The 22,209-nt window shown below is 63.9% G+C and carries 18 protein-coding genes; 6 read left to right on the forward strand and 12 right to left on the reverse strand.

The genetic code is table 11. The features are described 5' to 3' along the window. Window positions 1-57: 57 nt before the first annotated feature. From M2339_RS01310 to M2339_RS01320, 3 genes are read right to left on the reverse strand one after another with little or no spacing between them, the layout of a single operon-like run. Entirely contained in the window at window positions 58-1,113 is a 1,056-nt protein-coding gene (locus M2339_RS01310) for an amidohydrolase family protein (protein WP_264606125.1), read from the reverse strand. After that, window positions 1,110-2,420 (reverse strand): fumarylacetoacetate hydrolase family protein, encoded by a 1,311-nt coding sequence (locus M2339_RS01315; RefSeq protein ID WP_264587755.1) that lies wholly within the window; start codon window positions 2,418-2,420, stop codon window positions 1,110-1,112. The genes M2339_RS01310 and M2339_RS01315 overlap by 4 nt, the downstream gene beginning before the upstream one ends. Continuing rightward, window positions 2,392-3,381 (reverse strand): MBL fold metallo-hydrolase, encoded by a 990-nt coding sequence (locus M2339_RS01320; RefSeq protein ID WP_264587754.1) that lies wholly within the window; start codon window positions 3,379-3,381, stop codon window positions 2,392-2,394. Before M2339_RS01320 ends, M2339_RS01315 begins: the two co-directional genes overlap by 29 nt. A 97-nt stretch (window positions 3,382-3,478) precedes the next feature. Between M2339_RS01320 and M2339_RS01325 the strand changes: the two genes are divergently transcribed. After that, the gene (locus tag M2339_RS01325) at window positions 3,479-4,114 is read left to right on the forward strand and encodes a TetR/AcrR family transcriptional regulator (protein WP_264587753.1); all 636 of its coding nucleotides are present in this window, start codon (window positions 3,479-3,481) and stop codon (window positions 4,112-4,114) included. Here the strand turns inward: M2339_RS01325 and M2339_RS01330 are convergent. The 6 genes from M2339_RS01330 to M2339_RS01355 form a co-directional block, all read right to left on the reverse strand. Continuing rightward, a complete protein-coding gene (locus tag M2339_RS01330) occupies window positions 4,111-5,064 on the reverse strand; it encodes a fumarylacetoacetate hydrolase family protein (protein ID WP_264587752.1) in 954 nt (317 codons plus the stop codon). The genes M2339_RS01325 and M2339_RS01330 overlap by 4 nt on opposite strands. Next, complete coding sequence (locus M2339_RS01335) at window positions 5,064-6,179, reverse strand: FAD-dependent oxidoreductase (RefSeq protein WP_264587751.1); 1,116 nt, start codon at window positions 6,177-6,179, stop codon at window positions 5,064-5,066. The genes M2339_RS01330 and M2339_RS01335 overlap by 1 nt, the downstream gene beginning before the upstream one ends. A 16-nt stretch (window positions 6,180-6,195) precedes the next feature. Beyond that, window positions 6,196-7,101 carry a VOC family protein gene (locus tag M2339_RS01340; RefSeq protein ID WP_264587750.1) on the reverse strand — a complete coding sequence of 302 codons (906 nt, stop codon included), beginning with the start codon at window positions 7,099-7,101 and terminating at the stop codon, window positions 6,196-6,198. 30 nt (window positions 7,102-7,131) lie between these two features. Next, entirely contained in the window at window positions 7,132-9,576 is a 2,445-nt protein-coding gene (locus M2339_RS01345) for a TonB-dependent receptor (protein WP_264587749.1), read from the reverse strand. 215 nt (window positions 9,577-9,791) lie between these two features. Next, on the reverse strand, window positions 9,792-10,124 hold the full coding sequence (locus tag M2339_RS01350; protein ID WP_181560475.1) for an entericidin EcnAB: 333 nt from the start codon (window positions 10,122-10,124) through the stop codon (window positions 9,792-9,794). Window positions 10,125-10,202: 78 nt separating this feature from the next. Then, a complete protein-coding gene (locus M2339_RS01355) occupies window positions 10,203-10,391 on the reverse strand; it encodes a Thivi_2564 family membrane protein (protein WP_181560474.1) in 189 nt (62 codons plus the stop codon). Window positions 10,392-10,677: 286 nt separating this feature from the next. On the opposite strand from M2339_RS01355, the gene ileS reads away from it, so the two are divergent. The 4 genes from ileS to M2339_RS01375 all read left to right on the forward strand — a co-directional run bounded on the left by ileS (window position 10,678) and on the right by M2339_RS01375 (window position 15,210). Next, window positions 10,678-13,704, forward strand: a complete 3,027-nt coding sequence (ileS, locus tag M2339_RS01360; protein WP_264606126.1) for an isoleucine--tRNA ligase — start codon at window positions 10,678-10,680, stop codon at window positions 13,702-13,704. Beyond that, the gene (lspA, locus tag M2339_RS01365) at window positions 13,701-14,219 is read left to right on the forward strand and encodes a signal peptidase II (protein WP_264587747.1); all 519 of its coding nucleotides are present in this window, start codon (window positions 13,701-13,703) and stop codon (window positions 14,217-14,219) included. Before ileS ends, lspA begins: the two co-directional genes overlap by 4 nt. Before the next feature lies 1 nt (window position 14,220). Next, window positions 14,221-14,637 carry a DUF3035 domain-containing protein gene (locus M2339_RS01370; RefSeq protein WP_181560472.1) on the forward strand — a complete coding sequence of 139 codons (417 nt, stop codon included), beginning with the start codon at window positions 14,221-14,223 and terminating at the stop codon, window positions 14,635-14,637. Between the two features lie 99 nt (window positions 14,638-14,736). Next, window positions 14,737-15,210: a pyridoxamine 5'-phosphate oxidase family protein gene (locus tag M2339_RS01375; RefSeq protein WP_181560471.1), complete on the forward strand. Its 474-nt coding sequence runs from the start codon at window positions 14,737-14,739 to the stop codon at window positions 15,208-15,210. A 9-nt stretch (window positions 15,211-15,219) separates the two neighbouring features. On the opposite strand, the gene M2339_RS01380 is transcribed toward M2339_RS01375, so the two are convergent. From M2339_RS01380 to M2339_RS01390, 3 genes are all read right to left on the reverse strand, one after another. Further along, a complete protein-coding gene (locus M2339_RS01380) occupies window positions 15,220-16,026 on the reverse strand; it encodes a DUF72 domain-containing protein (RefSeq protein WP_264587746.1) in 807 nt (268 codons plus the stop codon). Beyond that, window positions 16,023-17,951, reverse strand: coding sequence for a 1-deoxy-D-xylulose-5-phosphate synthase (gene dxs, locus M2339_RS01385; protein WP_264606127.1), 1,929 nt, complete (start codon window positions 17,949-17,951; stop codon window positions 16,023-16,025). The genes M2339_RS01380 and dxs overlap by 4 nt, the downstream gene beginning before the upstream one ends. Before the next feature lie 132 nt (window positions 17,952-18,083). Beyond that, entirely contained in the window at window positions 18,084-18,557 is a 474-nt protein-coding gene (locus tag M2339_RS01390; protein ID WP_264571155.1) for a Fur family transcriptional regulator, read from the reverse strand. A gap of 405 nt (window positions 18,558-18,962) precedes the next feature. Here M2339_RS01390 and M2339_RS01400 point away from each other — a divergent pair, with 405 nt between their 5' ends. Next, window positions 18,963-22,166: a TonB-dependent receptor domain-containing protein gene (locus M2339_RS01400; protein WP_319801017.1), complete on the forward strand. Its 3,204-nt coding sequence runs from the start codon at window positions 18,963-18,965 to the stop codon at window positions 22,164-22,166. Window positions 22,167-22,209: the final 43 nt, after the last annotated feature.

Consider the following 22,209-nt stretch of genomic DNA (forward strand, 5'->3'; position numbering starts at 1 on the left):
TTATGGGAGGTCTGCTTCGTGCGGCGGCCTTGGTGGTGGTGGTCGTGTGTGGCTGGGTCAGCTCTTGTCGGCAGTCTCCAGTCCAAGCAGTTCAGCGGCGTTGAGGCCGAGGATCTTGCGCTGCTCCTCGTCGCTCAGGCGGGCATGGAAGCCCACCGGATCGGGCTCGGACATGTCGAAGGGATAGTCGGTCCCCAGGCACAGCTTGTCCGCGCCATGAGTGCGCACGAGGCTGTCGAGCTGGTCCTGATCGAACACCAGCGTATCCAGCCACAGCTTGCGCAGATAGCTGGAGGGCTCGTGCTGGCAATGCTCGCTGCAATCGCCACGCGCGCGCCAGCCATGGTCCATCCGGCCCCAATAGCCGGGCATATAGCCGCCGCCATGGGCCACGCAGATGCGCAGGCCGGGGTAGCGATCCAGCACGCCACCGAAGATCAGATGACCCACGGCCAGCGTCGATTCGAGCGGATTGCCGATGAGGTTGTTGAAATAATATTCGCTCATCCGGTTGGCATGGGTGAAGCCCAGCGGGTGGATGAAGAGCAGGATGCCCAGTTCTTCGGCGGCCGCGAAGAACGGCCGAAACTCCTCGGCATGAAAGTCGCGGCCGTTGACGTTGGAGCTGATCTCGATGCCGCGCAGATCCAGATCGCGCACGCAGCGGCGCATTTCTTCGACGGCAAGGCCGACATCCTGCAGCGGCACCGTGCCCATGCCGACCAGCCTGTCAGGGTGCTGTGCGACCGCGGCCGCCATGCCGTCGTTGACGGTGCGCGCCGCTTCCCGTGCGACATCGGCATCGGCATAATAGAAATACTGGCCGGGGCTGGGGCTGATTGCCTGCACGTCGATTCCGAGCCGGTCCATATCGGCCAGCCGCCGGTCGAGCGTGTTGAGGGTGCGGCCCATCGTCGCGAACTGGGCGCGGTTGACCTCGCTCGTCTTGGCACTGGTGAAATCGTTGATGCCGGGCGGCGGGCCGGGGTGGCGCGCCTGCACGATGGCGTCGGCAGCGGGAATGCCGAGGTGGCAATGGATGTCCACCACCAGATGCTTGCCGCGCGCGGCGACCTTGATCGGCTGGCGGTCGCCACAGGTGGTGATGGTCATGCCTTTGCTCCTGCCGGGTGGATGGTGCCGCTGCACGGGCCGAAGCCGATGGGCACATAGCCCTCCGCCATTGCGCGGCCTTTGAGGGTGAGGGTGTCGCCATCCTCCAGCCAGCGGCGGGTCGTGCCGTCGGGCAGGTCGATGGTCTCGCCATCGCGCAGCACGATCTCGGCGAGGCAGCCGCGTGCTTCCTGCGCGGCGCCCGAGACGGTGCCGGTCGCGATCAGGTCGCCCGCTTCCAGCGGTGCCCCGTTGGAGGCCTGATGCGCGACCATCTGTGCCAGCGTCCAATAGAGTTCGGCGAGATTGCTGCGCACGATGCGGGCGCTCGATCCTGCCGCATTGGCGAAGTCGGCGGTGAGTTCGATGTTGATGCCGCCTGCCGCGCGATCCTGCGCATCGAGCAGATGGGCGGCGACCGCCGGCTCGTCGCCCGGCCGACCGCGCGCGGCCACGCGGAAGGGCGCGAGCGCTTCCATCGTCACGATCCACGGGCTGATCGTGGTGAGGAAGCTCTTGCCCAGATGCGGCCCCAGAATGGATTCGAAGAACTGGATTCCGCGCGCTGACCAGTCGTTGACGAGACAGCAGCCGAACATGAGGTCTTCCGCCTGCGCCACACTAATGCGCTGCCCGAGCGGATTGCCGCCGCGCAGCCACACGCCGAACTCCAGCTCGAAGTCGAGCATCGGCTCCGGCGCGAACTGGACGTTGCCGCTGCCGGGCGGGGCTTCGAACTGGCCCTGCGGTCGGACGACCGGCGTGCCATCTTCGCGCACGGAGCTGGCGCGTCCGTTATAGGCAACCGGCAGCGAGAGCGCGGCCAGCGGCGGCGCCTTCTGCGCCATCCGCGCGATATGATCGTAGGATGTGCAGAAATCCGTGAAGGCCGTGGGCTTGAGCGGCATCAGCAGCTCCGCCTCGGCCATCGGCACCAGCATGGTCTGGAGTTGCTGCCGGTCGCCCGGCCCATCGGCGCGGAACAGGTCGGAGAGGCGGGCGCGCAGGGCGCTGACTGATGCCGGGCTGGCGGCCAGAAGGGGCGCGAGCGATGGGCCGGCCATGGCCGCCGCAGCCTCCGCCGCGTCGCCATCCAGCAGGGCGGCGGCGTGGAGCTGGGGTACATCGATGATGTACGCACCCAGCGCCACACCGCCGCGCGTCACCCCCCGGTGACGGAACAGGCCAAAGGGCAAATTCTGGATCGGGAAATCGCTGTCCGCCGCGTTTGCGCTTTCGACCCAGCTCTTGCGCTGCGGGTCGTGCGTCGCGTTGATCTCAATGGGCATGGTCGCACCCTTCTGCATGGCTTTGCATTTCATGATGGTAGCGGCCCATCGCGCCGAACAGATCGCGCTGCTGCTCCGGCGTGAACTGCGCCCCCCATTGCTTGTAGAGCGAGAAGACGTTGGCGACGATCCGCTCGGGGTCGCTCCAGCCGCGGAACTCCTGCATGTTGATGTCGCGCGCGGCTTCCTCATAGGAAAGGCCAGCCTCGAACCGCTCGCGCGATTCATCGCGGACATATTCGAAATAAGCCTGCATGTTGCGGACGGCTGTCGTGTCCGTGATCGGGCCGTGGCCGGGCACCACCACCTGCGGATCGAGATCGACGATATATTGGCAGGCGGCAATCCAGTTTTCGACCGGACCGGCCCACATGATCGGATGCCCCTCGTTAAACAGCAGGTCGCCGGTGAACACCACACGATCCTGAGGCACCCACACGATCGTGTCGGAATCCGTGTGTGCCGGGCCCAGGTCGATCAGCGAGACCGCCTTCGAGCCGACATTGAGATCGAGCCGCCCGTCGAACGTGCGGTTGGGCAGCGTCAACTCATCCACGCCGGAGAAATCGAACTTGCGACCCATCGTTTCATAAAGAAACGCGCCGGTATCGCCCATCTCGGTGTAGACGTTCTTCAGGTTGGCGAGCATCTTTGGGTTGAAGCCGGCCATTTCCTTCTTGGCTTCGTTGGTGCCGATGATCTCCGCATCCGCCACCAGGCCATTGCCGAAGAAATGATCAGGGTTGGCATGGGTGTTGACCAGCCGGTCGATCTTCGCGGCTTCCGGCACCTTGGCCTTGAACCGGTCCAGCATCTCGCGCGTCAGCGGCACGCTCATCAGCGTATCGACCAGCAGTGTCTCGCCGTCGCTGGCGATCAGGCCCGCATTGGACCAGCCCCATGTGCCGTCCGGCTGGACATAGCCATAGAGGCCATTGCCAATGTCATGAATGCCTTGGGTGAAAGGCCAGTTGGCCATCCTGCTCTCCTGTCGATATCCGTCAAAGCTTAGCGATTGCGCGCGGTCCAGCAATTCCTATTTGCAGGAATATATTTTTCGCGCCAAGCGTAGCATCATGGGTGAAGCGAAAAAACCGCGCAAACGGGGGCAGGGCCGGCCGGCCGAAAATGGGGTTGGGCGCGAGGTCGTACTGCAAACGGCGGAACGCCTTGTGAAGGAGCATCCGCCCGAGCGCATCTCGATTGCCATGATCGCGCGGGAAGCGGGCGTGGACCCGGCGCTGGTGCGCTATTACTTCAAGGACCGCAGCAACCTGCTGCTGGCGGTTGCGACTTCGATGATGGACCGGGTGCCCTATAGCGCCCGCGATCCGCGCCCGGCGCATGAAGTGGTGGAAGATAATATTCGCCGCACGGCGCGGTTCACCCGCTCCAACCGCCATATCCACCGGCTGATGGTCGACGAGCTGGCGGACGCGAAATCGTCCGACGTGGGCGAGCGCCTCGGCGAGATGAACCGCGAGGCTGTCGCCTGGCTGGGCGAAGTGCTCGCGCGGGACTCCAGTTCGATCAGGGACGTCGATCCTGCCCTGCTTCACGTCGCGGTCCTCGGACTGTTCGACTTCTTTGCGACTGCCGAGCCCGTGGTCAGGCAGCTCTTCCCGGCAGATATCGCTGCCGAGGAGCTGATCAGCCGATATGAGGAATTCGTCGTCGACCTGCTGATGAACGGCCTGCGGCCCCGCACCTAGCTGGCGCCTTCCGCCACGCAGCGGTTGCGCTGGGTGCCGAGGCCAGTGATCATGCCTTCCATCTCGTCGTCCGGCTGCAGAAACACGCCAAAGGCGGAGCCATTGCCATAAGGCGAGCCGGTGCAGATCACGTCGCCCGGCATCAACTCCACGCGATCGGAGAGATAGGCGATCTGCCGCTCGATGCTGACCATCATGTCGCGTGTCGACTCGTTCTGATAGACCTTGCCGTTGACCGACAGGGTGATCGTCAGATCATAGGGATCGGCGACATACTGCCGGGGCACGATCATCGGGCCGAAGGGCAGGAAGGTCGGGAAGCATTTGCCCGAGAGCCAGTCGGCGCCCAGCCCGCCGGCATCGCGGCGAAAAATCTGCTCGCGCGCGGTGACGTCGTTGACCACCACGAAGCCGGCGACATGGTCCATGGCCTGCGCGGCGGAGACATGGCGGGCCGGCTTGCCGATCACCACGCCCAGTTCCAGCTCCCAGTCCGGCTTTATGACGTTGCGCGGCAGCACCACGGCATCGCGCGGACCGACCACGCAGGAGGGCAGCTTGATGAAGCAATAGGGTTCCGCCTGCGCGCGGGCGTCCATCATCTCCTCGACCTTGCGGCGGCGCTCGTCGTCGCTCATCGCCTCGGCATCGGCCGTGCGCATCGAGGGGTCGCCCATGACCAGGCCGACGACATGCTTCTTGTAGTTGGCGCCGGTGCAGAACACCTGCCCGGGGCGATAGGGCGCCCGCACATCCGCCTCGGCAAAGCTCTGCGCGCCGGCAAAGGCCGCCTCGTCAGCGGCCCAGCGCTCGATCTGCGGCAGGATCTCGTCCCACGCCGCCAGAAGGCCGGGCAGGTCGCGCTGCTCGCCCCAATGGGCCAGCGGGACGAAGCGATCGTCGCGGACGAGCACGGCAGCCGTGCCCACTGTCGCCAAACCAACAGTCATCAATAGGGCTCCTTGAGTTTCTGCATCGTTCCGCCGAGCATCTTGTTGGCATCTACCTGATTGCCGCCGGCCATCTCGATTTCGCCGATCCGCACCGAGTTTTCCACGACCATGCGGGCGCGCTCGAACCGGCGCACGCCAAAGGCGGTCAGTGCGGCTTCGACATCGTCGGTCTTCGCCAGCTCATCGGCGAGTACGAGGCCATCCTCGGCAGCGAGGCCGGCGCCCGAGGCCATATGCGGCGTGGTCGCATGGGCGGCATCGCCGATCACCACCACGCGCCCCTTGTGCCAGGGCAGGGGCAGGAGTTGCCATTCGAGCGGGCGGTAATTGACCAGCGAGTCTTGGCCGAGGCTTTCCCGGATCTTGACGATGTCGCCGCCATAGGGCGCGAGCAGCTCGGCGACGCGTGGCAGCATGTCCTCATCGGCATACCAGGGGTTGTCGGGCACATGCTCGAGGATGAATGCGTAGAGCTTGTCCTGCGAGATCGGATTGAGGCCGAGCTTGACCGGGCCGCCGATATACATTTCGGCGCCGTCCAGACCCTCGGGGCGGTCGGCGACGATGCGCCAGCAGCCCTGCCCGGTGAACTGCGGAGCCGGGGCATCGGGGAACAGGGTCTTGCGCGTCTTGGACTGGATGCCATCGGCCGCGACGACCAGATCGATCGTGCGCTCTGTGCCGTCGGACAGGGCGACGGTCACCCCGTCGCCGCTTTCCCTAAAGCCGCGCGGCTCGACGCCCAGCGTCACGGTGACGTCGGCCTTGCGAACATGCTTCTGCAAGATGGCATGAAGCACGGGGCGCATGATGCCGCCGCTCGAATCGATGGGAGCGAGCCCGGCATGGCGCGGCGTTTCCATCACCACCGCGCCGTCCGGCGTGCGCAGGCGAAAGCCGGTGCCGACAAAGCCCTGCTCGCGGATTTCATCCAGAATGCCGAGGTCATCGAACGCCCGTAAGGACAGGCCGGTGACGCTGATGCCAGCGCCATAAGCGCGCCATTGCGGGTCGATATCGATCATTTCCACGGCGACGCCGCGTTTGGCGAGCGACAGGCTCGCGCTCATGCCACCGACGCCGCCGCCGACGACCAATGCTGTACGGATCATGCTGTAAGCGCCTTTCTTAGGCCGGAACCTGCCACAGGCCCTTGTCGGGCTGCATTTCGGCATGGGGCACATTGCCGGTGATGATGCGACCGGTGCCCCATTGATCGATGGTGTTTGGCCCCGGCTCATAATGCGTGACCTGCCAGCTGTCCTCGTCCACTTCCTCAAGGTCGGAAGTGTACTCGACGGCATTGCCGTTGGGCGTGACGAAGTAGCTGAAGGTGTTGTTGCCCGCAGTGTGCCGGCCCGGCCCCCAGCTCAGCTTGATGCCGCTTTCGTGCATCCGCGCGAGGCCGCGCATCAGCTCGTCCACCGAACTCACGTCGAACGCGATGTGGTTGAGTGCCGGCGGTCCGGGGAGGATCGCGAGGCGGTGGTGCGCCGAGTTGCAGCGCAGGAAGACCATGAACTTGCCGATCCAGTCGGACAGGCGGAAGCCCAGCGCCTTCTGGTAGAAGTCTGCGAGCGCGACATGGTCAGGCGAGTGGAACACCACATGGCTGATGCCGATGGGGATGGCCTCGCCCTTGTCGAGCTTGCGGAACTCACGCGGGGTGCTGTCGCAGATCACCTCCATCGCCCGCCCGTCAGGATCGAAGAAGCGGAAGGCGAAGCCCCCGGCCGGGCCGCTGGCCGGGGCGGGTTCGCTGATGATCTTCGCGCCGGCTGCCTTCACCTGTTCGAAGATCGCCAGCACGTCCTCCCTGGAGGCGGCGGAGAAGCCGACAAGATCGGTCTTCTTCTCCGCGTCTTCCCGCAGCACGATCACATAGGGGTGGGGCATGCCTTCGGCGGCGAAGTAGACGCGGCCGTCCTGCTCCGCGACCTCAATCAGCCCCCAGGTCTTGCCGTAGAACTCGCGTTCCTTGGCAAGGTCCGGCACGGCCATGGCGACATAATGAAGATCGGTAACGCTAACCATGCATAACTCCCTGGATGAGCCTGACCTTGCTCAGAACTTGCCGCCGATACGCAGACCGTAGGTCCGGGGCTGTTCTGCGCTGGCCGTGACCAGCGAGGCCGATGTGATGTTGCCGGTGATGAGGCGCTGATTATTCTCGATATTGTTGATGTACGCCGTGACGAAGAACCGGTCATCCTCCGTTGCGAGCGTCAGCGACGCATAGCTCACAAACGCCGCTTCCGACCGGAGATAGGGCAAATAGTCCGCCGTAGAATAGCTCGATCCACGATAGCGCGTCCCGCCCTGCAGCACAGCCTTGTATGTGCCGAGCGGAATGGTTTGCTGCGCGTCGAGATTGAACGACCATTTCGGCGAGTTGAACGCCTGGTTGCCCGAGCAGTCGATACGGAACACGCTGATCGTGCCACCGGGCGTGACCTGCAACTCTGGCGTCGAGGCGCAGGTGGTGTTGGCCGGCAGGCCCTGATTCGGCGCGAAGTAGACGAAGCTGTCATATTTCGTGTCGAGATACTGCACATTCGCCGAGAGCAGGGTGTTCGGCGTGGCCATGAACTCCACGTCGAGATCCAGCCCCTTGATCGTGCTGTTGCCGATGTTGCGCGTCAGGAATACGGTCGAAGGCGGCGTGCCGAGATCATAGCCGAACTGGCTGAACTGCTGGTCCTTGTACTTCCACAGGAAGCCCTCGAGGTTCACCTGCAGGCGATTGTCGAGGAACCGGTTTTTGGTGCCGATGGTATAGGCGTCGATCGTTTCCGGCCGATAGGTTTCAAGGCCGCGTGCGAAGTTGAAGCCGCCGGCATGGTAGCCCGTCTCGAAGCTGGCGTAGACCATATTGCGCGGCGAGAAATCATATTGCGCAGCCAAGCGATAAGTGAACTTGTTGTTGGTTAGGCCGGAATTGATCGGGATTTGAGAGCGCAGGACAAAAGGTGCGGTCTGAGAACCGCCGGCGATCGGCGGCAGAGCGAAGAGCGGGACCGGCGTGATCGGGATGCCGCGCTGGGCGTAGAAGGCCTGCAAATCGGCTTCCGTCTCTGCCAACGGGATGAACGGCAACGTCGGGCAAACATCCTGCGGCGGCGCGGGATTGCCGCAGAACAGGATGTACACGTTCGAGGTGCCGTCGAACCGCTTCTTGTCCGAGGTGTAACGCGCGCCGGCCGTGAGGCTCAGTTGCTCGACGGGGCGCACAGTGAGCTTGCCGAAGCCGGCCCAACTTTCCGTTTTCGTCCGGAAGTTCTGGTAGGGCGAGAGGCTCTGCTGGTTGTACCGGGCCACCGCCGCGATTTCCTCATCGAAATACATCGCGCCGATCAGATAATCGACCGAGGGGCCGAAGTCGCCGGCCCAGCGCGCTTCGACGCTGGTCTGCTTGTCCTTCTCCTTGGTGTAGCCCTGGCGGAACACGCCGTTGAAGGCATATTCGAGATCCGCCTCGCGGTAGGCGGGCTGGACCGTCAGCGTGCCGGCGGGCGTGGTGTAGTTCAGCTCGGCGGTTATGCCCCAATAGTCATTGTCGTTGAACGGCACGCCATCCACGACCGCACCTGCCCGGCCGACCTGCGTGAAGAAGCGCGGCGCCAGATAGGCGTTGGACGCCGGATCGAGCAGGCCCTGTTGGGTCGAGAAGTTGCTGGGCACGAACTGGTAGCCCGAGGGGCCGTTCGGGCCGAAGGTCGGGTTGACCGCGCCCAGATAATAGCCGCTGCTGCTCGCGCCGCCCTGGTGGGCATAATCGGCAGCGACACGAAGCGAGAGATCCGGCGTCGGCTCGGCATAGATCTGCAGGCGACCGCCATGCTCGCGCTGGTTGCCGGTGCCATCGGTCTGGAAGGCATCGCGGTGCGAGAACGTGCCGGCGGCACGCAGCGCCACCGTGTCACCGAGCGGCACGTTGAGCGCCGCCTGGCCGGTGAACCAGTTATAATTGCCATAACCCAGGGTCGCGCTGCCGGATGTCTCGCCCAGCTTCGGGCGATTGGGGATGACGTTGATGGCGCCTGCGGTCGCGTTGCGCCCATAGAGCGTGCCCTGCGGTCCCTTGAGCACTTCGACACGCTGCAGATCGTAGAACACGCCGGAGGTCGAGGTGGGGCGACCGATGTAGACGCCGTCATAGTTGAACGAGATCGCCGGGTCCGAATAGGCGTTGACGGTGGAGTTGCCCACGCCGCGCACGAAGAACACCGTCGTCGGCCCGCCACCGCCGGATGCGGAGAGGGACGGGGAGATGCGGGAGAGATCTTCCGCGCGCACCACATTCTGGCGGGTCAGTTCCTCGGGCCGAATCACATCGACGGCGAGGGGGGTGCGCTGGCTGTTCTCTTCCACGCGCTGGGCGGTGACGATGATGTCGACCAGGCCGCCATCATTAGTCGTATCGGCCAGCGAAACCGCGGCGCCCTGTGCGGCGACGGCGGTTGGGGTGAAGGCGGCGCACGCGACGGTGCACAACAACAAAGCTCTCATGTTCACTCTCCCAAGACGGCTCTCAGTGACCGTTAATTCCTGATGTACGGAATTATGGATCGCGTGACAAGCGATCTTCTAAGAGCGCGTCGATCATCTTGATAAAGCATGAGAATGTGGGCTGTGCTGCCCAGACGCAAAAAGGGCGGCCCGTAAACCGAGCCGCCCTTCTGTGACGTGCGGGGAGCAGCGCCGGGAGGCGCTACCCCTCAGATTCAGTCGCGAATTGCGCGTCCGGTGTTTTCCAGCGCGGCGCCGGTGCGGTCGGCAGCGGCGTCCGCGCCACGGCTGATGTCATCGCCGACCCGGTCCGCCGCTGCGCCGGCTTCGCGCGCGCCCTGCTGGATGTCGTCGCCGATGCGGTCTGCGGCGGCGCCCGCCTCGCGGCTCGCCTCGCGAGATTCCTGCGCGGCATGGTCACCGGCGTGCTCGACATCGTTGCCGACGGCGTCGGCCGCTTCGCTGGTTTCCTGCTGCGCCTTCTCACTGCACGCTGCGATGGGCAGCGAGATGAGGGCCAGGCTGGCGAGAGTGGCGGGAAGTTTCATGGATAACCTCGTTCGATTATTGCGCGGCGGACTTGCGCGCCGCTGAAATGGGGATTTGATAGGGCTGATCGACGTCAGCTAGTTGACGTGGACGCCGCCAAGCGAGCCGAGCACGCCAAAGGCCTGCAGCAGCCAGAGCACCACCGCGATCACCACGACGATGTTGAGGATGCTTTTGATCTTGCCGTCCATCGGAATGTACGTGTTGATGAGCCACAGCAACACGCCGACGACGATCAAGATGATGATGATGTTGAGAAGCGACATGCAACCCTCCCGGTCTTTTTAAACGGCTGGACGACAGCGATCTCCCAGGCTGTGTCCCGCGCGCGCATCCCAGATGCTGCTCAAAGGAACGTCCGGCCCGGCGTGTAGTTCCACGGCGGGCGGCGCGATGTGCCCTTGCTGGCGCCGGTGGAGCCGCCCGTCGCTTGCGCCCGCGCGCGCCCTCGCGTAGGGGCGGGCGCTGATTTCCTGTTCGTCTGCGCAGGGCAGCCAGGGGCGGACGCCGCGCCTCGCCCGATGCGGACGCCATAGCGATTGCCGGAAGCCCATGACTGACCAGCCAAGCCAGAAGAGCGAAGACTTCAAGAGCACCGTCTTCCTGCCGCAGACCGACTTTCCGATGAAGGCCGGTCTCGCCCAGAAGGAGCCGGGCATCCTCGCGCGCTGGCAGGCGCAGGATCTTTACGGCAAGCTGCGCGCGGAGCGGAAGGGCCGCACCCGCTTCATCCTCCATGATGGCCCGCCTTATGCGAATGGGGACATTCACATGGGCCATGCGATGAACAAGGTGTTGAAGGATATCATCGTGCGCAGCCAGAGCCTGCTCGGCAAGGATGCGCCCTATGTGCCCGGCTGGGATTGCCACGGTCTCCCCATCGAGTGGAAGATCGAGGAGGAATATCGCAAGAAGAAGCTGAACAAGGACGAGGTTCCCCCGCAGGAATTCCGCGCCCAGTGCCGCGCTTATGCGGACAAGTGGGTGGGCGTGCAGAAGGAGCAGTTCAAGCGCCTCGGCATCATGGGCGATTGGGAAGACCCCTATCTCACCATGAAGTTCGAGGCCGAGGCGGCGATTGTCGGCGAGCTTTTGAAGTTCGCCGAGAGCGGCCAGCTCTATCGCGGCGCCAAGCCGGTGATGTGGTCCCCGGTCGAAAAGACCGCGCTGGCCGAGGCGGAGGTGGAATATGAGGATGTCACCTCGACGCAGATCGATCTGGCGTTCGAGATTGTCGAGGCGCCGAATGCGCCCGATCTGGTCGGCGCGCATGCGGTGATCTGGACCACGACTCCGTGGACGATCCCTGTGAACCAGGCGATCGCTTATGGGGAGGATATTGAGTACTCGATGCTCCACATAAACCGGGTCGATCCTGTGCTCGGATCACATTGGGGCCGCGTTTCCCATCTTCTTGTTGCGACGCTTTTGATCGAGCAGGTCGCGGCACGGATCGGCTTGACCTCCCACGATATTGTCTGGAGCGGAAAAGGCTCGCAGCTCGCCGGCGCCATCGCGCGCCACCCGATGGCCAATCTCCTTCGTCATCCCCGCGAAAGCGGGGATCCCGCTTCTTCTTCAACCGGCGCCGAAGGCAGCTGGACCCCGGATCAAGTCCGGGGTGACGGGGGTGCTGGAAGTGGCAAGATCGGTTTCTTCGACCGTCCCCGCCCGTTCATTGCCGCCGATCATGTTACCACCGATGCCGGCACCGGCCTCGTTCACATGGCGCCTGATCATGGCGAGGAAGATTTCGTTGCCTGCAAGGCGGTCGGCATCGATCCCGTGTTCGCCGTCACCGATGATGGCCGCTACCGTGACGACTGGGCGTGGCTCGGTGGGCAGGGCAGTGTCATCAATACGAAGTTCAACGGTCCCGATGGCCCCATCCTGACCGATCTGCGCGAGGCCGGGGCGCTGCTGTCCGCCGGTGATTTCCAGCATAGCTACCCGCATAGCTGGCGCTCCAAGGCGCGGATCATCTATCGCTGCACGCCGCAGTGGTTCATTCCGATGGACAAGGCGAGCACAACGTCCGACGTCGAGATCGCGCCGCTCGCTGGCATTGGTGCGGGCATCGCGCTGGGCGTCAACGCCGCTGCGCCGCTCAGCAACGGCCCGACGCTGCGCGAAGTGGCGCTCGATGCCATCGAGGCGACGCGCTGGGTGCCGGCCCGCTCACGCAACCGCATCCACGCCATGGTCAGCGACCGCCCGGACTGGGTGATCTCGCGCCAGCGCGCCTGGGGCGTGCCCATTGCGCTCTATGTGAACCGCCAGACCGGCCAGTATCTCAACGATCCCGCCGTCAATGCCCGCATTGTCGAGGCGTTCAAGCAGGGCGGGGCGGATGCCTGGTTCGGCGCGGATCATCAGGCGCTGCTCGGCCCGGACTATGCGCTGGCGGACTATGAGGTCGTGAACGACATTCTCGACGTGTGGTTCGACAGCGGCTCGACTCACGCCTTCGTGGTCGAGGCGCGCTATGGCGAGGGTGCCCGCGCCGACCTGTATCTCGAAGGCTCGGACCAGCATCGCGGCTGGTTCCAGTCCTCGCTGCTGGAGAGCTGCGGCACACGTGGTCATGCGCCTTATGGCGCGGTGCTCACCCACGGCTTCGCGCTGGACGGGCAGGGCCGCAAGATGTCCAAGAGCCTGGGCAACACGGTCGATCCGCTCAAGGTGATGGACGAGAGCGGCGCGGACATCTTGCGCATGTGGGCGGCCTCCACCGATTATTTTGACGATGTGCGCATCGGCAAGGAAGTGCTGGCTGGTGCATCCGATGCCTATCGCAAGCTGCGCAACACCTTCCGCTATCTGCTGGGCGCTCTCGCCGGCTTCGAGGCGGCGGATCGGGTGGCGGTCTCCGCCATGCCGGAGCTGGAGCGCTACATGCTCCATCGCCTCGCCGAGCTGGATGCGGAGCTGCGCGCGGTGGTCGACAAGGGCGAGGAACGGGACATCTGGCTGGAGTTCGGCCGCTACACCCGCGCGCTCAACGACTTCGCCAACAACGATCTCTCGGCCTTCTTCTTCGATATCCGCAAGGATTGCCTCTATTGCGATGTGAACCCGGCGACGGGCGCGGAGACGGACAAGCGCCGCGCTTATCGCACCGTGCTGGACCATCTCTTCCACGCGCTGGTGCGCTATGCCGCGCCGATCATCCCCTTCACCGCCGAGGAAGTCTGGCAGGCGCGCTATCCAAGCGAGGATGGCTCGGTGCATCTGCTCGAATGGCCCGAGGTGGATCGGCTCTGGCGCGATCCGTCGCTCGGCGTGCGCTGGGCGGCAATCCGTTCATCGCGCGATCAGGTGAACGAAGCCATTGAGCCGCTGCGGCGCGAGAAGGTCGTGCGCTCCAGCCTCGCGGCGGATGTGCGGATGGCCGATGTGCCCGAGGACGTGGATTTTGCGGAGATGTGCATCGTGGCCAGCGTGACGCAGGATGCCGATCTGGCCGCCCCGGCGATCACCGCGACGGACAAGCACAAATGCGGCCGCTGCTGGCGCCATCTGCCCGAGGTGGACGCGGATGGCGACCTGTGCGGGCGTTGCGCGGAGGTGCTGGCATGACCGCGGCGCTTGCCGGGGCTTGGCGCAAGGCGGCGGTGGCGCTTGCGCTCGGGGTCACGGCGCTCGACCAGCTCGTCAAATTTTTCGTCACGCAGGTGCTGGAACTGCACGAGCGCGGCCTTGTCGGCATCGAGCTGATTCCGTTCTTCAAGCTGACCTATGCCGAGAATCGCGGCATTTCGATGGGCTTTTTCCACGCCGAGACGGATGTGATGCGCTGGGCGCTGGTCGCCATGACCATAGCTGTCTCCGCCTTCGTGCTCTGGTGGATCTGGCGCGAGAAGGAGCGCGACGATGCGCTGGCGCTCGGCCTGGTGCTGGGCGGCGCCATCGGCAACATCATCGACCGGGTGCGCCTGGGCTACGTCATCGACTATGCCGATTTCCACATTGGCGAATGGCGGCCGTTCCTCATTTTCAACCTTGCCGATGCCGCAATCAGTATCGGCGTCGTCATCCTGCTTGCACGCGCGCTGCTGCTGCGCGAAAAGACCGCAGCGAAGGAGTCCCGTTAACATGCGTCTGTCTTATCGTCTTCCGGTTGTGCTCGCCGGCCTGACCCTGCTGTCCGCCTGCGGAGGCACGAGCCTGTTCAACCGTGACCGGCCGGACGAAATGGCTGTTTCTCGCCAGCCGCCGCTGGTCATTCCGCCGGACTTCTCGCTCTCGCCCCCGGCGCCCGGTACAGCGGCCAGCCAGCAGAATCTCAACCAGCAGGCGCTCGAGGCGATGTTCGGCGGTACCGCTGCGCGCAGCGGCGCTGAGACCTCGGCGCTGCGCGAAGCCGGCCGCTCGCTGGCCGAGGTCGGCATCCGCTCGGTCGTTGGCGACCCGAAGACGGAAGTGCTCGAAAAGGGCCGTGTGACGCAGGACATCATTGCCGCGCCCGAGGGTGACGGCCAGTTCGCGCGCGTGGTTGCGTCTGCGCAATAAGGCGCAGCTTATCAGCATGAGTGACGGCGCCGCCCCGAAGGGCAGCGCTGCAACCTTTCCCCTCAGCGGCTCGTTGAGCGGAGGAAAGGAGAGTCACTCATGTCTCACGATATCAAGGATGATTTCTGGAAGGCGCTGGCCGCCAGCCCTGTGCTGATGGTCCGCCGCAATGGCAGCGACGAGCACGCGCTGCCCATGCATGCCTGCCTGGATAAGGATCTCGGCCCGGCTTATGGCGGTGCGGTCTGGTTCTTTACCGAGCGCGACAATCGCCTTGCGTCCGGCGGGCCGGCCATGGCGCAGTTCATGTCCAAGGGGCATGATGTGTTCGCCTGCGTTTCAGGTGAGCTTGTCGAGGAAACCGATGAGGGATTGATCGACCGCTTCTGGAGCAATCCGGTCGAAGCGTGGTTCGACGGGCGCGACGACCCCAAGCTGCTGGTGCTGCGGATGGACCTTGGCGACATTGAGATCTGGACGGCCGATCTTGGCATCAAGGGCCGTCTCAAGCTGCTGACGGGCAGCCGCATCGATCCGCAGGAAGCCGGCGATCACGCGCAGATGCCGGTTTGATCGGTCGGATCAATCCCGCGCGGTCAGGCGCTTGGCGAGCGCCATGGCCGCTGCGGGATTGCGCTCTTTCGCACCGGAAATGAAGTAGGCGAAGACATCGCGGGACTGCGCGGGCGCGTTGTCTGGCGAGACATAGGTCAGTGCTTCTGGCGCCTGTCCGGCCGCCCATGATTGGGCGATCGCAGCCCATTGATCGAGATCGGCGGCTGCGTAGCCGGTCTCGACCTGTTCCTCACTCTTCATCAGGCGCGCATAGACAAAATCGGCGGTCAGATCGGCGATCTGCGGGTGCTCGTCATGGTCCGCGATCACGATGGCGACGCCATGTTGCCGGGCGAGGGCGACGAACTCGGGACACGCAAAGCTTTGATGACGCACCTCGACGGCGTGGCGGGTGCGAACGCCATCGATCTTATTCGGCAGCATGGCGAAAAAGGTGGCCATGTCGTCGGCATCGAACTGACGGGTCGGGCGGAACTGCCAGAGGGTCGGCCCGAGCTTGTCGCCCAGCTCGGACAGGCCCGAATTCAGGAATTTGCCAATCGATTCGCCAGCCTCGGCGAGCTTCTTCTTCGCCACGCAATATTGCAGCGCCTTGACCGCATAGACGAACCCATCCGGCGCCGCGTCGCGCCATTTGGCGAAGGTCGCCGGCGACTGGGTGCGGTAGAAGGTGCCGTTGATCTCGATTGTCGCGAGATGGTTGACGGCGTAGTCCAGTTCCTTCGCCTTGGGCAGATCGGCCGGGTAGAAGGTGCCGCGCCACGGCTCATAGGTCCAGCCGCCGATCCCGGTGTGGATGGCGCCGGCGGTCACGCCCGCGCTCCGGTCTCCTCGATGCCGGTGCTGTTATGGCGCAGCGCCGTCAGCACGGTCTCGACGATATGCGGCGCATTCAGCCGGGCGTCGTCATACTGTTTTTCCGGCTTGTCCTGATCCTGGAACACGTCCGGCAGGCGCAGGGTACGCAGCTTGAGGCCGGCGTCGATTAGGCCTTCGTCGCTCGCGAGCGTAAGCACATGCGCGCCGAAGCCGCCGATGCTGCCTTCCTCAACCGTCACCGCCACATCATGGGTGGTGAGCAGCTTGCGGATCAGCGCTTCATCCAGCGGCTTGGCAAAGCGCAAGTCGGCCACGGTGGTGGAGAGGCCGCGTGCGTCCAGCGCATCGGCGGCCTTGAGCGCTTCCTCCAGCCGCGTGCCGAGCGAGAGGATGGCGACGCGCTTGCCTTCGCGCACGATGCGGCCCTTGCCGATCTCCAGCCGCTCCGGCTTGGCGGGAAGGGGGATGCCGATGCCATTGCCGCGCGGGTAACGCAGCGCGATGGGGCTGCTGTCATGACAGGCGGCGGTGTGGACCATGTGGACCAGTTCGGCCTCGTCGGCAGCGGCCATCACTACCATGTTGGGCAGGGTGGCGAGATAGGTGATGTCGAAGCTGCCGGCATGAGTGCTGCCATCCGCACCGACCAGCCCGGCGCGGTCGATCGCGAAGCGGACCGGCAGGTTCTGGATCGCGACATCGTGCACCACCTGATCGTAGGCGCGCTGCAGGAAGGTCGAGTAGATCGCCGCGAACGGGCGCATCCCCTGCGCAGCGAGGCCGGCGGCAAAGGTCACGGCATGCTGCTCGGCGATGCCGACGTCGAAGCAGCGGTTCGGGAAGGTCTTCTGGAACTTGTCGAGCCCGGTGCCCGAGGGCATGGCGGCAGTGATCGCAATGATCTTTTCGTCGCGCTCGGCCTCGGCCATCAGTGCCTGAGCAAAGACATTGGTGTAGCTCGGCGGGCCGGCGGGGGCTTTGGCCTGCTCACCGGTGACGACGTTGAACTTCTGCACGCCGTGATATTTGTCCGCGGCCGCCTCGGCAGGGCCGTAGCCCTTGCCCTTTTGCGTGACGACATGGACGAGCACCGGCCCGTCCGCCATGTCGCGCACATTCTCCAGCACAGGGATCAACTGGTCGAGATTGTGGCCATCGATGGGGCCGACATAATAGAAGCCCAGTTCCTCGAAGAGCGTGCCGCCCATCGCCATACCGCGGGCGAACTCGTCCGTCTTGCGGGCGGCCTGATGGAGCGGGCGGGGCAGCTTGCGCGCCAGCTTGCGCAGCGCTTCGCGCACCGAGAGGAACTCGCGGCTGGAGACGATCCGCGCCAGATAGGCCGAGAGACCGCCCACCGGCGGCGCGATGGACATGTCATTATCGTTGAGGATGACGACGAGCCGGTTGCCGGCCTCGCGCGCGTTGTTCATCGCCTCATAGGCCATGCCGGCCGACATGGCGCCATCCCCGATGACCGCGATGCCCTTGCCGGGCTGGCCGCTCAGCTTGTTGGCGATGGCAAAGCCGAGCGCTGCGCTGATCGAGGTGGAGCTGTGCGCCGCCCCGAACGGATCATATTCGCTTTCCGTGCGCTTGGTGAAGCCGGACAGGCCTCCGCCCTGCCGCAGCGTGCGGATGCGGTCGCGCCGGTCGGTCAGGATCTTGTGCGGATAGCATTGATGCCCGACATCCCAGACCAGCTTGTCGTCCGGCGTGTTGAACACATAATGGATGGCAGTCGTCAGCTCGACGACACCGAGGCCGGAGCCTAGATGGCCGCCGGTCGTGCCGACGGCGGAAATCGTTTCTGTGCGCAACTCATCGGCCAACTGCCGCAGTTGTTCGGGGGCGAGCTTGCGAAGATCGGCGGGGGTGCGCACCTGATCGAGCAGGGGCGTCTCGGGCTGGTCCATCATCGGCTCTTATCTAGTGCGTTAACCGGCCATTGTCGAACGGTCATCCAACCTGGGATGATACGCTCATCGCATATCGCGGCAACTGGTCTAAGGGGCAGGGCGCTATGTCGCAGTGCCTGTGAGCGCCTCAGGTCAGGCGCATTTGGCGCAGGTGCCCAGCACTTCGATAACGGGACGTTCGGTTGCGAACCCATCTTCTCCGGCAATGCGGCGGACTTCGCTGGTCAGCCTGTCATTGTCGATATGCGTGGCCTCGCCGCAGGCCTTGCAGACCAGGAAGATGCAGTCGTGCAGGCAGCCGGGATGGGCGTTGGCGATATAGGCATTGGCGCTTTCCACCCGCTGGGCGAGGTTGGTCGCCACGAACAGGTCGAGAATGCGATAGATGCTGTTGGGCGCGACGCGCTTCCCCCGCTTCTGCGAGACCTTGTCTGCGATGTCATAGGCAGAGGCCGGCTTTTCCTCGGCCGCGAGCACATCGAAAATGTCGCTGCGCATGTCCGTCCACTGCTCGCCCTTGGCTTCGAGCGTGGCGCGGGCCGCAGCGGAGAGCTTAATGCCCGTCGGCTCGGCATGGTTGTGAATATGATGGTCAGCGGTGGCCATGCTCACAATCTAAGCTCTGCTGGCCGACGCCACAAGCCTTGGCGAACGCGTGCGGCGCGCGACGGAGGCTACGCGGATCGCCGCCCGGAATTTGCATGAAATCCGGCAGCATTGTCGAAAGCGTTTTTGTGAAAATTGACTTCATCCACTTATTGGCCGGCGACATCTCCTTGTTTATCGGCGATTTTCGGACTGAAAAGATCTGCAAATCTCTGTTTTTGAAGCATAAATATAAATTCTGAAAATTGTGCCTAATTGGCAACACTCCGTTCGATTGCGTTATCGATGATATTATCCGCTTGAGTTTGTCCCGGATCGTCGCCTAGCCTATTAGTTAGCTTACTACGAGAGTGTGCCGACAAGGGGGTGTCAGCGACCTGACGACCCAGAATCGGGCTCCGAAAAGTGGGCGGGAGTGCAGTCGTCGGGAGGCGGCTGAGAAAAGGGAGAGGAACTATGTCTGTAAAAATGGACTCGTTTTGCGTGCGCGCGGCATTGGCGTGCACGACGGCACTGACGGTTCTGTCCATGCCATCGGGCGCGATCGCGCAGCAGACCGATGGCGCTGACGAGCAATCCATCGTGGTCACCGGCTCGCGCATCGTTCGACGCGACTATGAAGCCAGCAGCCCGATCGTCACAGCGGGGCAGGAACTGCTCCAGAACAGCTCGACCGCCGCGCTTGAGACCAACCTGAACAAACTTCCCGCGTTTACGCCTGTGCAGACGCCGGCAATTGCCAGCGATATTCAGCCGACGGCAACCAGCACGCCGGGTGCGGCAACCGTTTCTCTCCGTAACTTAGGCACCAACCGCAACCTCGTGCTGGTCGATGGCCGTCGTGCCACGCCAGCTAACGCCTTGGGTGTGGTGGACATCAATACGATTCCAGCAGCGGCTATCGAGCGGGTCGAGATCATCACCGGCGGTGCTTCGGCGACCTATGGTGCCGACGCCGTTGGCGGTGTCGTCAACTTCATCCTCAAGAAGAACTTCCAGGGTCTTCAGTTCGATACCCAGATGGGCATCTCCCAGCGGGGCGACGGCCGTGAATTCTCGATCAGCGGGATCATGGGCGCGAACTTCGACGACGGCCGAGGCAACATCACCATTGGCCTGTCCATGAACGATCGCGAGAGCGCCCTGCGCCGCGACCGGCCCTGGTTCCGCAATGCCTGGAAAGACCCCCGTTTTACTGGCACTGAGTTCTTCCCCGACTTTTCGGGTTATCAGCCGATTGGCGGCAACAACCCCAATCAGGCACTGCTCAACAGTTGGTTCGGAACCACCGTCAACACTCAAGGACAAACAGTCCCGAATGTGGCGGCCGGAAGCCGGCTTTATTTCAATGACGACGGCACGGCCTTCACCGGCTTCTTCCAAAGCCCCACTGGCGGCGCGTCGCGCTTCAAAGGCGATCTGACGGGTCTCAAATGGAAGCGTCAGGGAGATGGCTCGCTCGGCCAGAACTTCCAGGACGAACTGCTGGTTCTGCCGCTCAACCGCTATAACCTCTACGCACGCGGCAATTACGAAATCAACGACTGGATCGGCGCCTTCGCCCAAGGCACGTTCACGCGCGTTCAGACTCACACGGTCCAGCAGCCTTCGCCTTCGGTGAACGGATGGTCCGCGCTGATCCCGGTGGACGGACGGGCAATTCCAACGGAACTGGCGCAGGTGCTGGCTTCTCGCGGGAACCCCACGGCGCCGTGGCAGCTAACCTACTATCTAAACTACGCCAATCGTGAAGCGCGTACCGACGTCTTTACCTACAATCTGGTGGCTGGCCTAGAAGGCAAGGTCCCCGGTACGGACTGGACCTGGGAGGCCTATGCGTCCCAAGGTGAATCCGAAACCAACGCCCTGATCACGGGCACGGCCTCGCTCGCCCGCTTCCGCGCTGTCATCCAGTCACCGAACTGGGGCGCCGGTTTCAAGTCGCAGGGCAACGCAGCCTTTGGCGGCTTCGGCGCGGCTTCAGCCACCTGCACGAGCGGCTTCAATCCGTTCGACCCCAATGCGCAGGTTTCGCAGGATTGTATCGACGCGATCCGGGCCGATCTCAAGAACCGCGCGGTCATGCAACAGAGCGTGTTTGAAGCGAATGCTCAGGGCGGGCTGTTCAACCTGCCAGCCGGTCAGGTTCGTGCGGCGGTCGGCGCGAGCCATCGCCAGAATCGCTATGAGTTCCAGAATGACACGCTGACCTCGCAGGGCACGTCCTTCCAGGATCAGGCGATCGGCATCTACCCGAGCGGCAACTCGCAGGGGCTCATCCGCGTGGACGAGTTCTACGGCGAGTTGCTCGTCCCGGTGCTTTCCGATCTGCCACTGATCCGCAAGCTGGACGTGACCGTGGGTGCGCGTAACTCGCACTACAACACGACAGGCAATGCCTTCACGTGGAAGGCGATGGCCGATTGGGAAGTCACCGACTTCCTCACGATTCGTGGCGGCTTCAACAAGGCCGTTCGCGCCCCGAACGTCGCCGAATTGTTCTTGGCACCGCAGCAGACCTTCACGGCTGCCGGTGGCGGCGATGTCTGCCGCCTCAATAACGGCCTAGCATGGTCGGCCAATACTGCGAAGAATTCGAATGCAGCGAATGTGCAGGCAGTCTGCCGAATCCTGATGGATCAGACGATTGCGGGCACGGCTAACACTTTCTACTCGGACCCGGCTTTCTACAATGCCCAGGGCCCGGCCTTTGCGTTCCCGACCCTCGTTGGCAACCCTTCTGTGCAGCCGGAAAAGGCCAAGACCTGGACTCTCGGCGCCGTGCTGCGGTCCACTGCGACCAGCGAGTTGCTGCGTCGTCTGCGGCTGACGGTCGATTACTATAACATCAAAGTCGACGACGCGATTGGTCCGCTCACCCTCGACACTGCGCAGCGCCAATGCTTCGATCCGGTCTTCAATCCGGCGATCGCCAACAATCCGACAGCCGCTGCGGCGACGGCAGCCTGCCAGGCTATCGGGCGCGTGGCCGGCGATGGTGCGTTGGGCAATGTGCAGGTCACCTACCTGAACAACGGACGTTTCCGCACCTCGGGCATCGACGTCCAACTCGACTGGTCGGTTCCGGTGGGGCCAGGCACGTTCAGCATCAACTCCGTATTCAACTATCTGCTCTCGCTGAAATCGGCGCCGTTGCCGGCATCGGCTGGTGCGGCCGGACAATTGGTTGAATATGCAGGCACGCTGGGCCCGGCAGGTAGCGCGGCGATTGCCGAAAACGGCCTCAACCCCGGTTCCTTCCGCTGGAAGATGCTGAACTCATTCAGCTATGCGGTCGGGCCTGTCACGGTTGGGCTGCAGTGGCAGCACCTGCCTGCCGCCAAGTCGATCACCTACACCTCCAACAACGCCACCACCTTTGTGGGCGCACCGGCTTACGATCTGTTCAACCTGAACGGCTCGTTCGCGGTGACACGGGATGCGACGCTGCGTTGGGGTGTGGACAATCTGTTCGACAAGGCGCCGCCGTTGCTCGAATACAACACGGGCGCAGCGCTCGGAAATGGCGTGGGTGCCAGCCCGTTCAACGCCTACTTCTATGATATGAATGGCCGCCGCTTCTACCTCGGCGCGTCGTTCAAATTCTGAGGATGACGGACTAAAAGGGGGAAAGAGGGGACTGCCTGCCGGG

The organism is Sphingobium sp. B2D3C (assembly GCF_025961835.1).
GTDB lineage: Bacteria > Pseudomonadota > Alphaproteobacteria > Sphingomonadales > Sphingomonadaceae > Sphingobium.

Excerpts from the sequence above, each read along its gene's own strand:
- M2339_RS01350 (WP_181560475.1), bottom strand. The coding sequence starts at position 10,124 with ATGAAACTTCCCGCCACTCTCGCCAGCCTGGCCCTCATCTCGCTGCCC.
- M2339_RS01390 (WP_264571155.1), bottom strand. The coding sequence starts at position 18,557 with ATGGCCACCGCTGACCATCATATTCACAACCATGCCGAGCCGACGGGC.
- M2339_RS01370 (WP_181560472.1), top strand. The coding sequence starts at position 14,221 with ATGCGTCTGTCTTATCGTCTTCCGGTTGTGCTCGCCGGCCTGACCCTG.
- M2339_RS01335 (WP_264587751.1), bottom strand. The coding sequence starts at position 6,179 with ATGATCCGTACAGCATTGGTCGTCGGCGGCGGCGTCGGTGGCATGAGC.
- M2339_RS01375 (WP_181560471.1), top strand. The coding sequence starts at position 14,737 with ATGTCTCACGATATCAAGGATGATTTCTGGAAGGCGCTGGCCGCCAGC.
- M2339_RS01315 (WP_264587755.1), bottom strand. The coding sequence starts at position 2,420 with ATGCAGAAGGGTGCGACCATGCCCATTGAGATCAACGCGACGCACGAC.
- dxs (WP_264606127.1), bottom strand. The coding sequence starts at position 17,951 with ATGATGGACCAGCCCGAGACGCCCCTGCTCGATCAGGTGCGCACCCCC.
- M2339_RS01345 (WP_264587749.1), bottom strand. The coding sequence starts at position 9,576 with ATGAGAGCTTTGTTGTTGTGCACCGTCGCGTGCGCCGCCTTCACCCCA.
- M2339_RS01325 (WP_264587753.1), top strand. The coding sequence starts at position 3,479 with ATGGGTGAAGCGAAAAAACCGCGCAAACGGGGGCAGGGCCGGCCGGCC.
- M2339_RS01310 (WP_264606125.1), bottom strand. The coding sequence starts at position 1,113 with ATGACCATCACCACCTGTGGCGACCGCCAGCCGATCAAGGTCGCCGCG.
- M2339_RS01340 (WP_264587750.1), bottom strand. The coding sequence starts at position 7,101 with ATGGTTAGCGTTACCGATCTTCATTATGTCGCCATGGCCGTGCCGGAC.
- ileS (WP_264606126.1), top strand. The coding sequence starts at position 10,678 with ATGACTGACCAGCCAAGCCAGAAGAGCGAAGACTTCAAGAGCACCGTC.
- M2339_RS01355 (WP_181560474.1), bottom strand. The coding sequence starts at position 10,391 with ATGTCGCTTCTCAACATCATCATCATCTTGATCGTCGTCGGCGTGTTG.
- lspA (WP_264587747.1), top strand. The coding sequence starts at position 13,701 with ATGACCGCGGCGCTTGCCGGGGCTTGGCGCAAGGCGGCGGTGGCGCTT.
- M2339_RS01320 (WP_264587754.1), bottom strand. The coding sequence starts at position 3,381 with ATGGCCAACTGGCCTTTCACCCAAGGCATTCATGACATTGGCAATGGC.
- M2339_RS01330 (WP_264587752.1), bottom strand. The coding sequence starts at position 5,064 with ATGACTGTTGGTTTGGCGACAGTGGGCACGGCTGCCGTGCTCGTCCGC.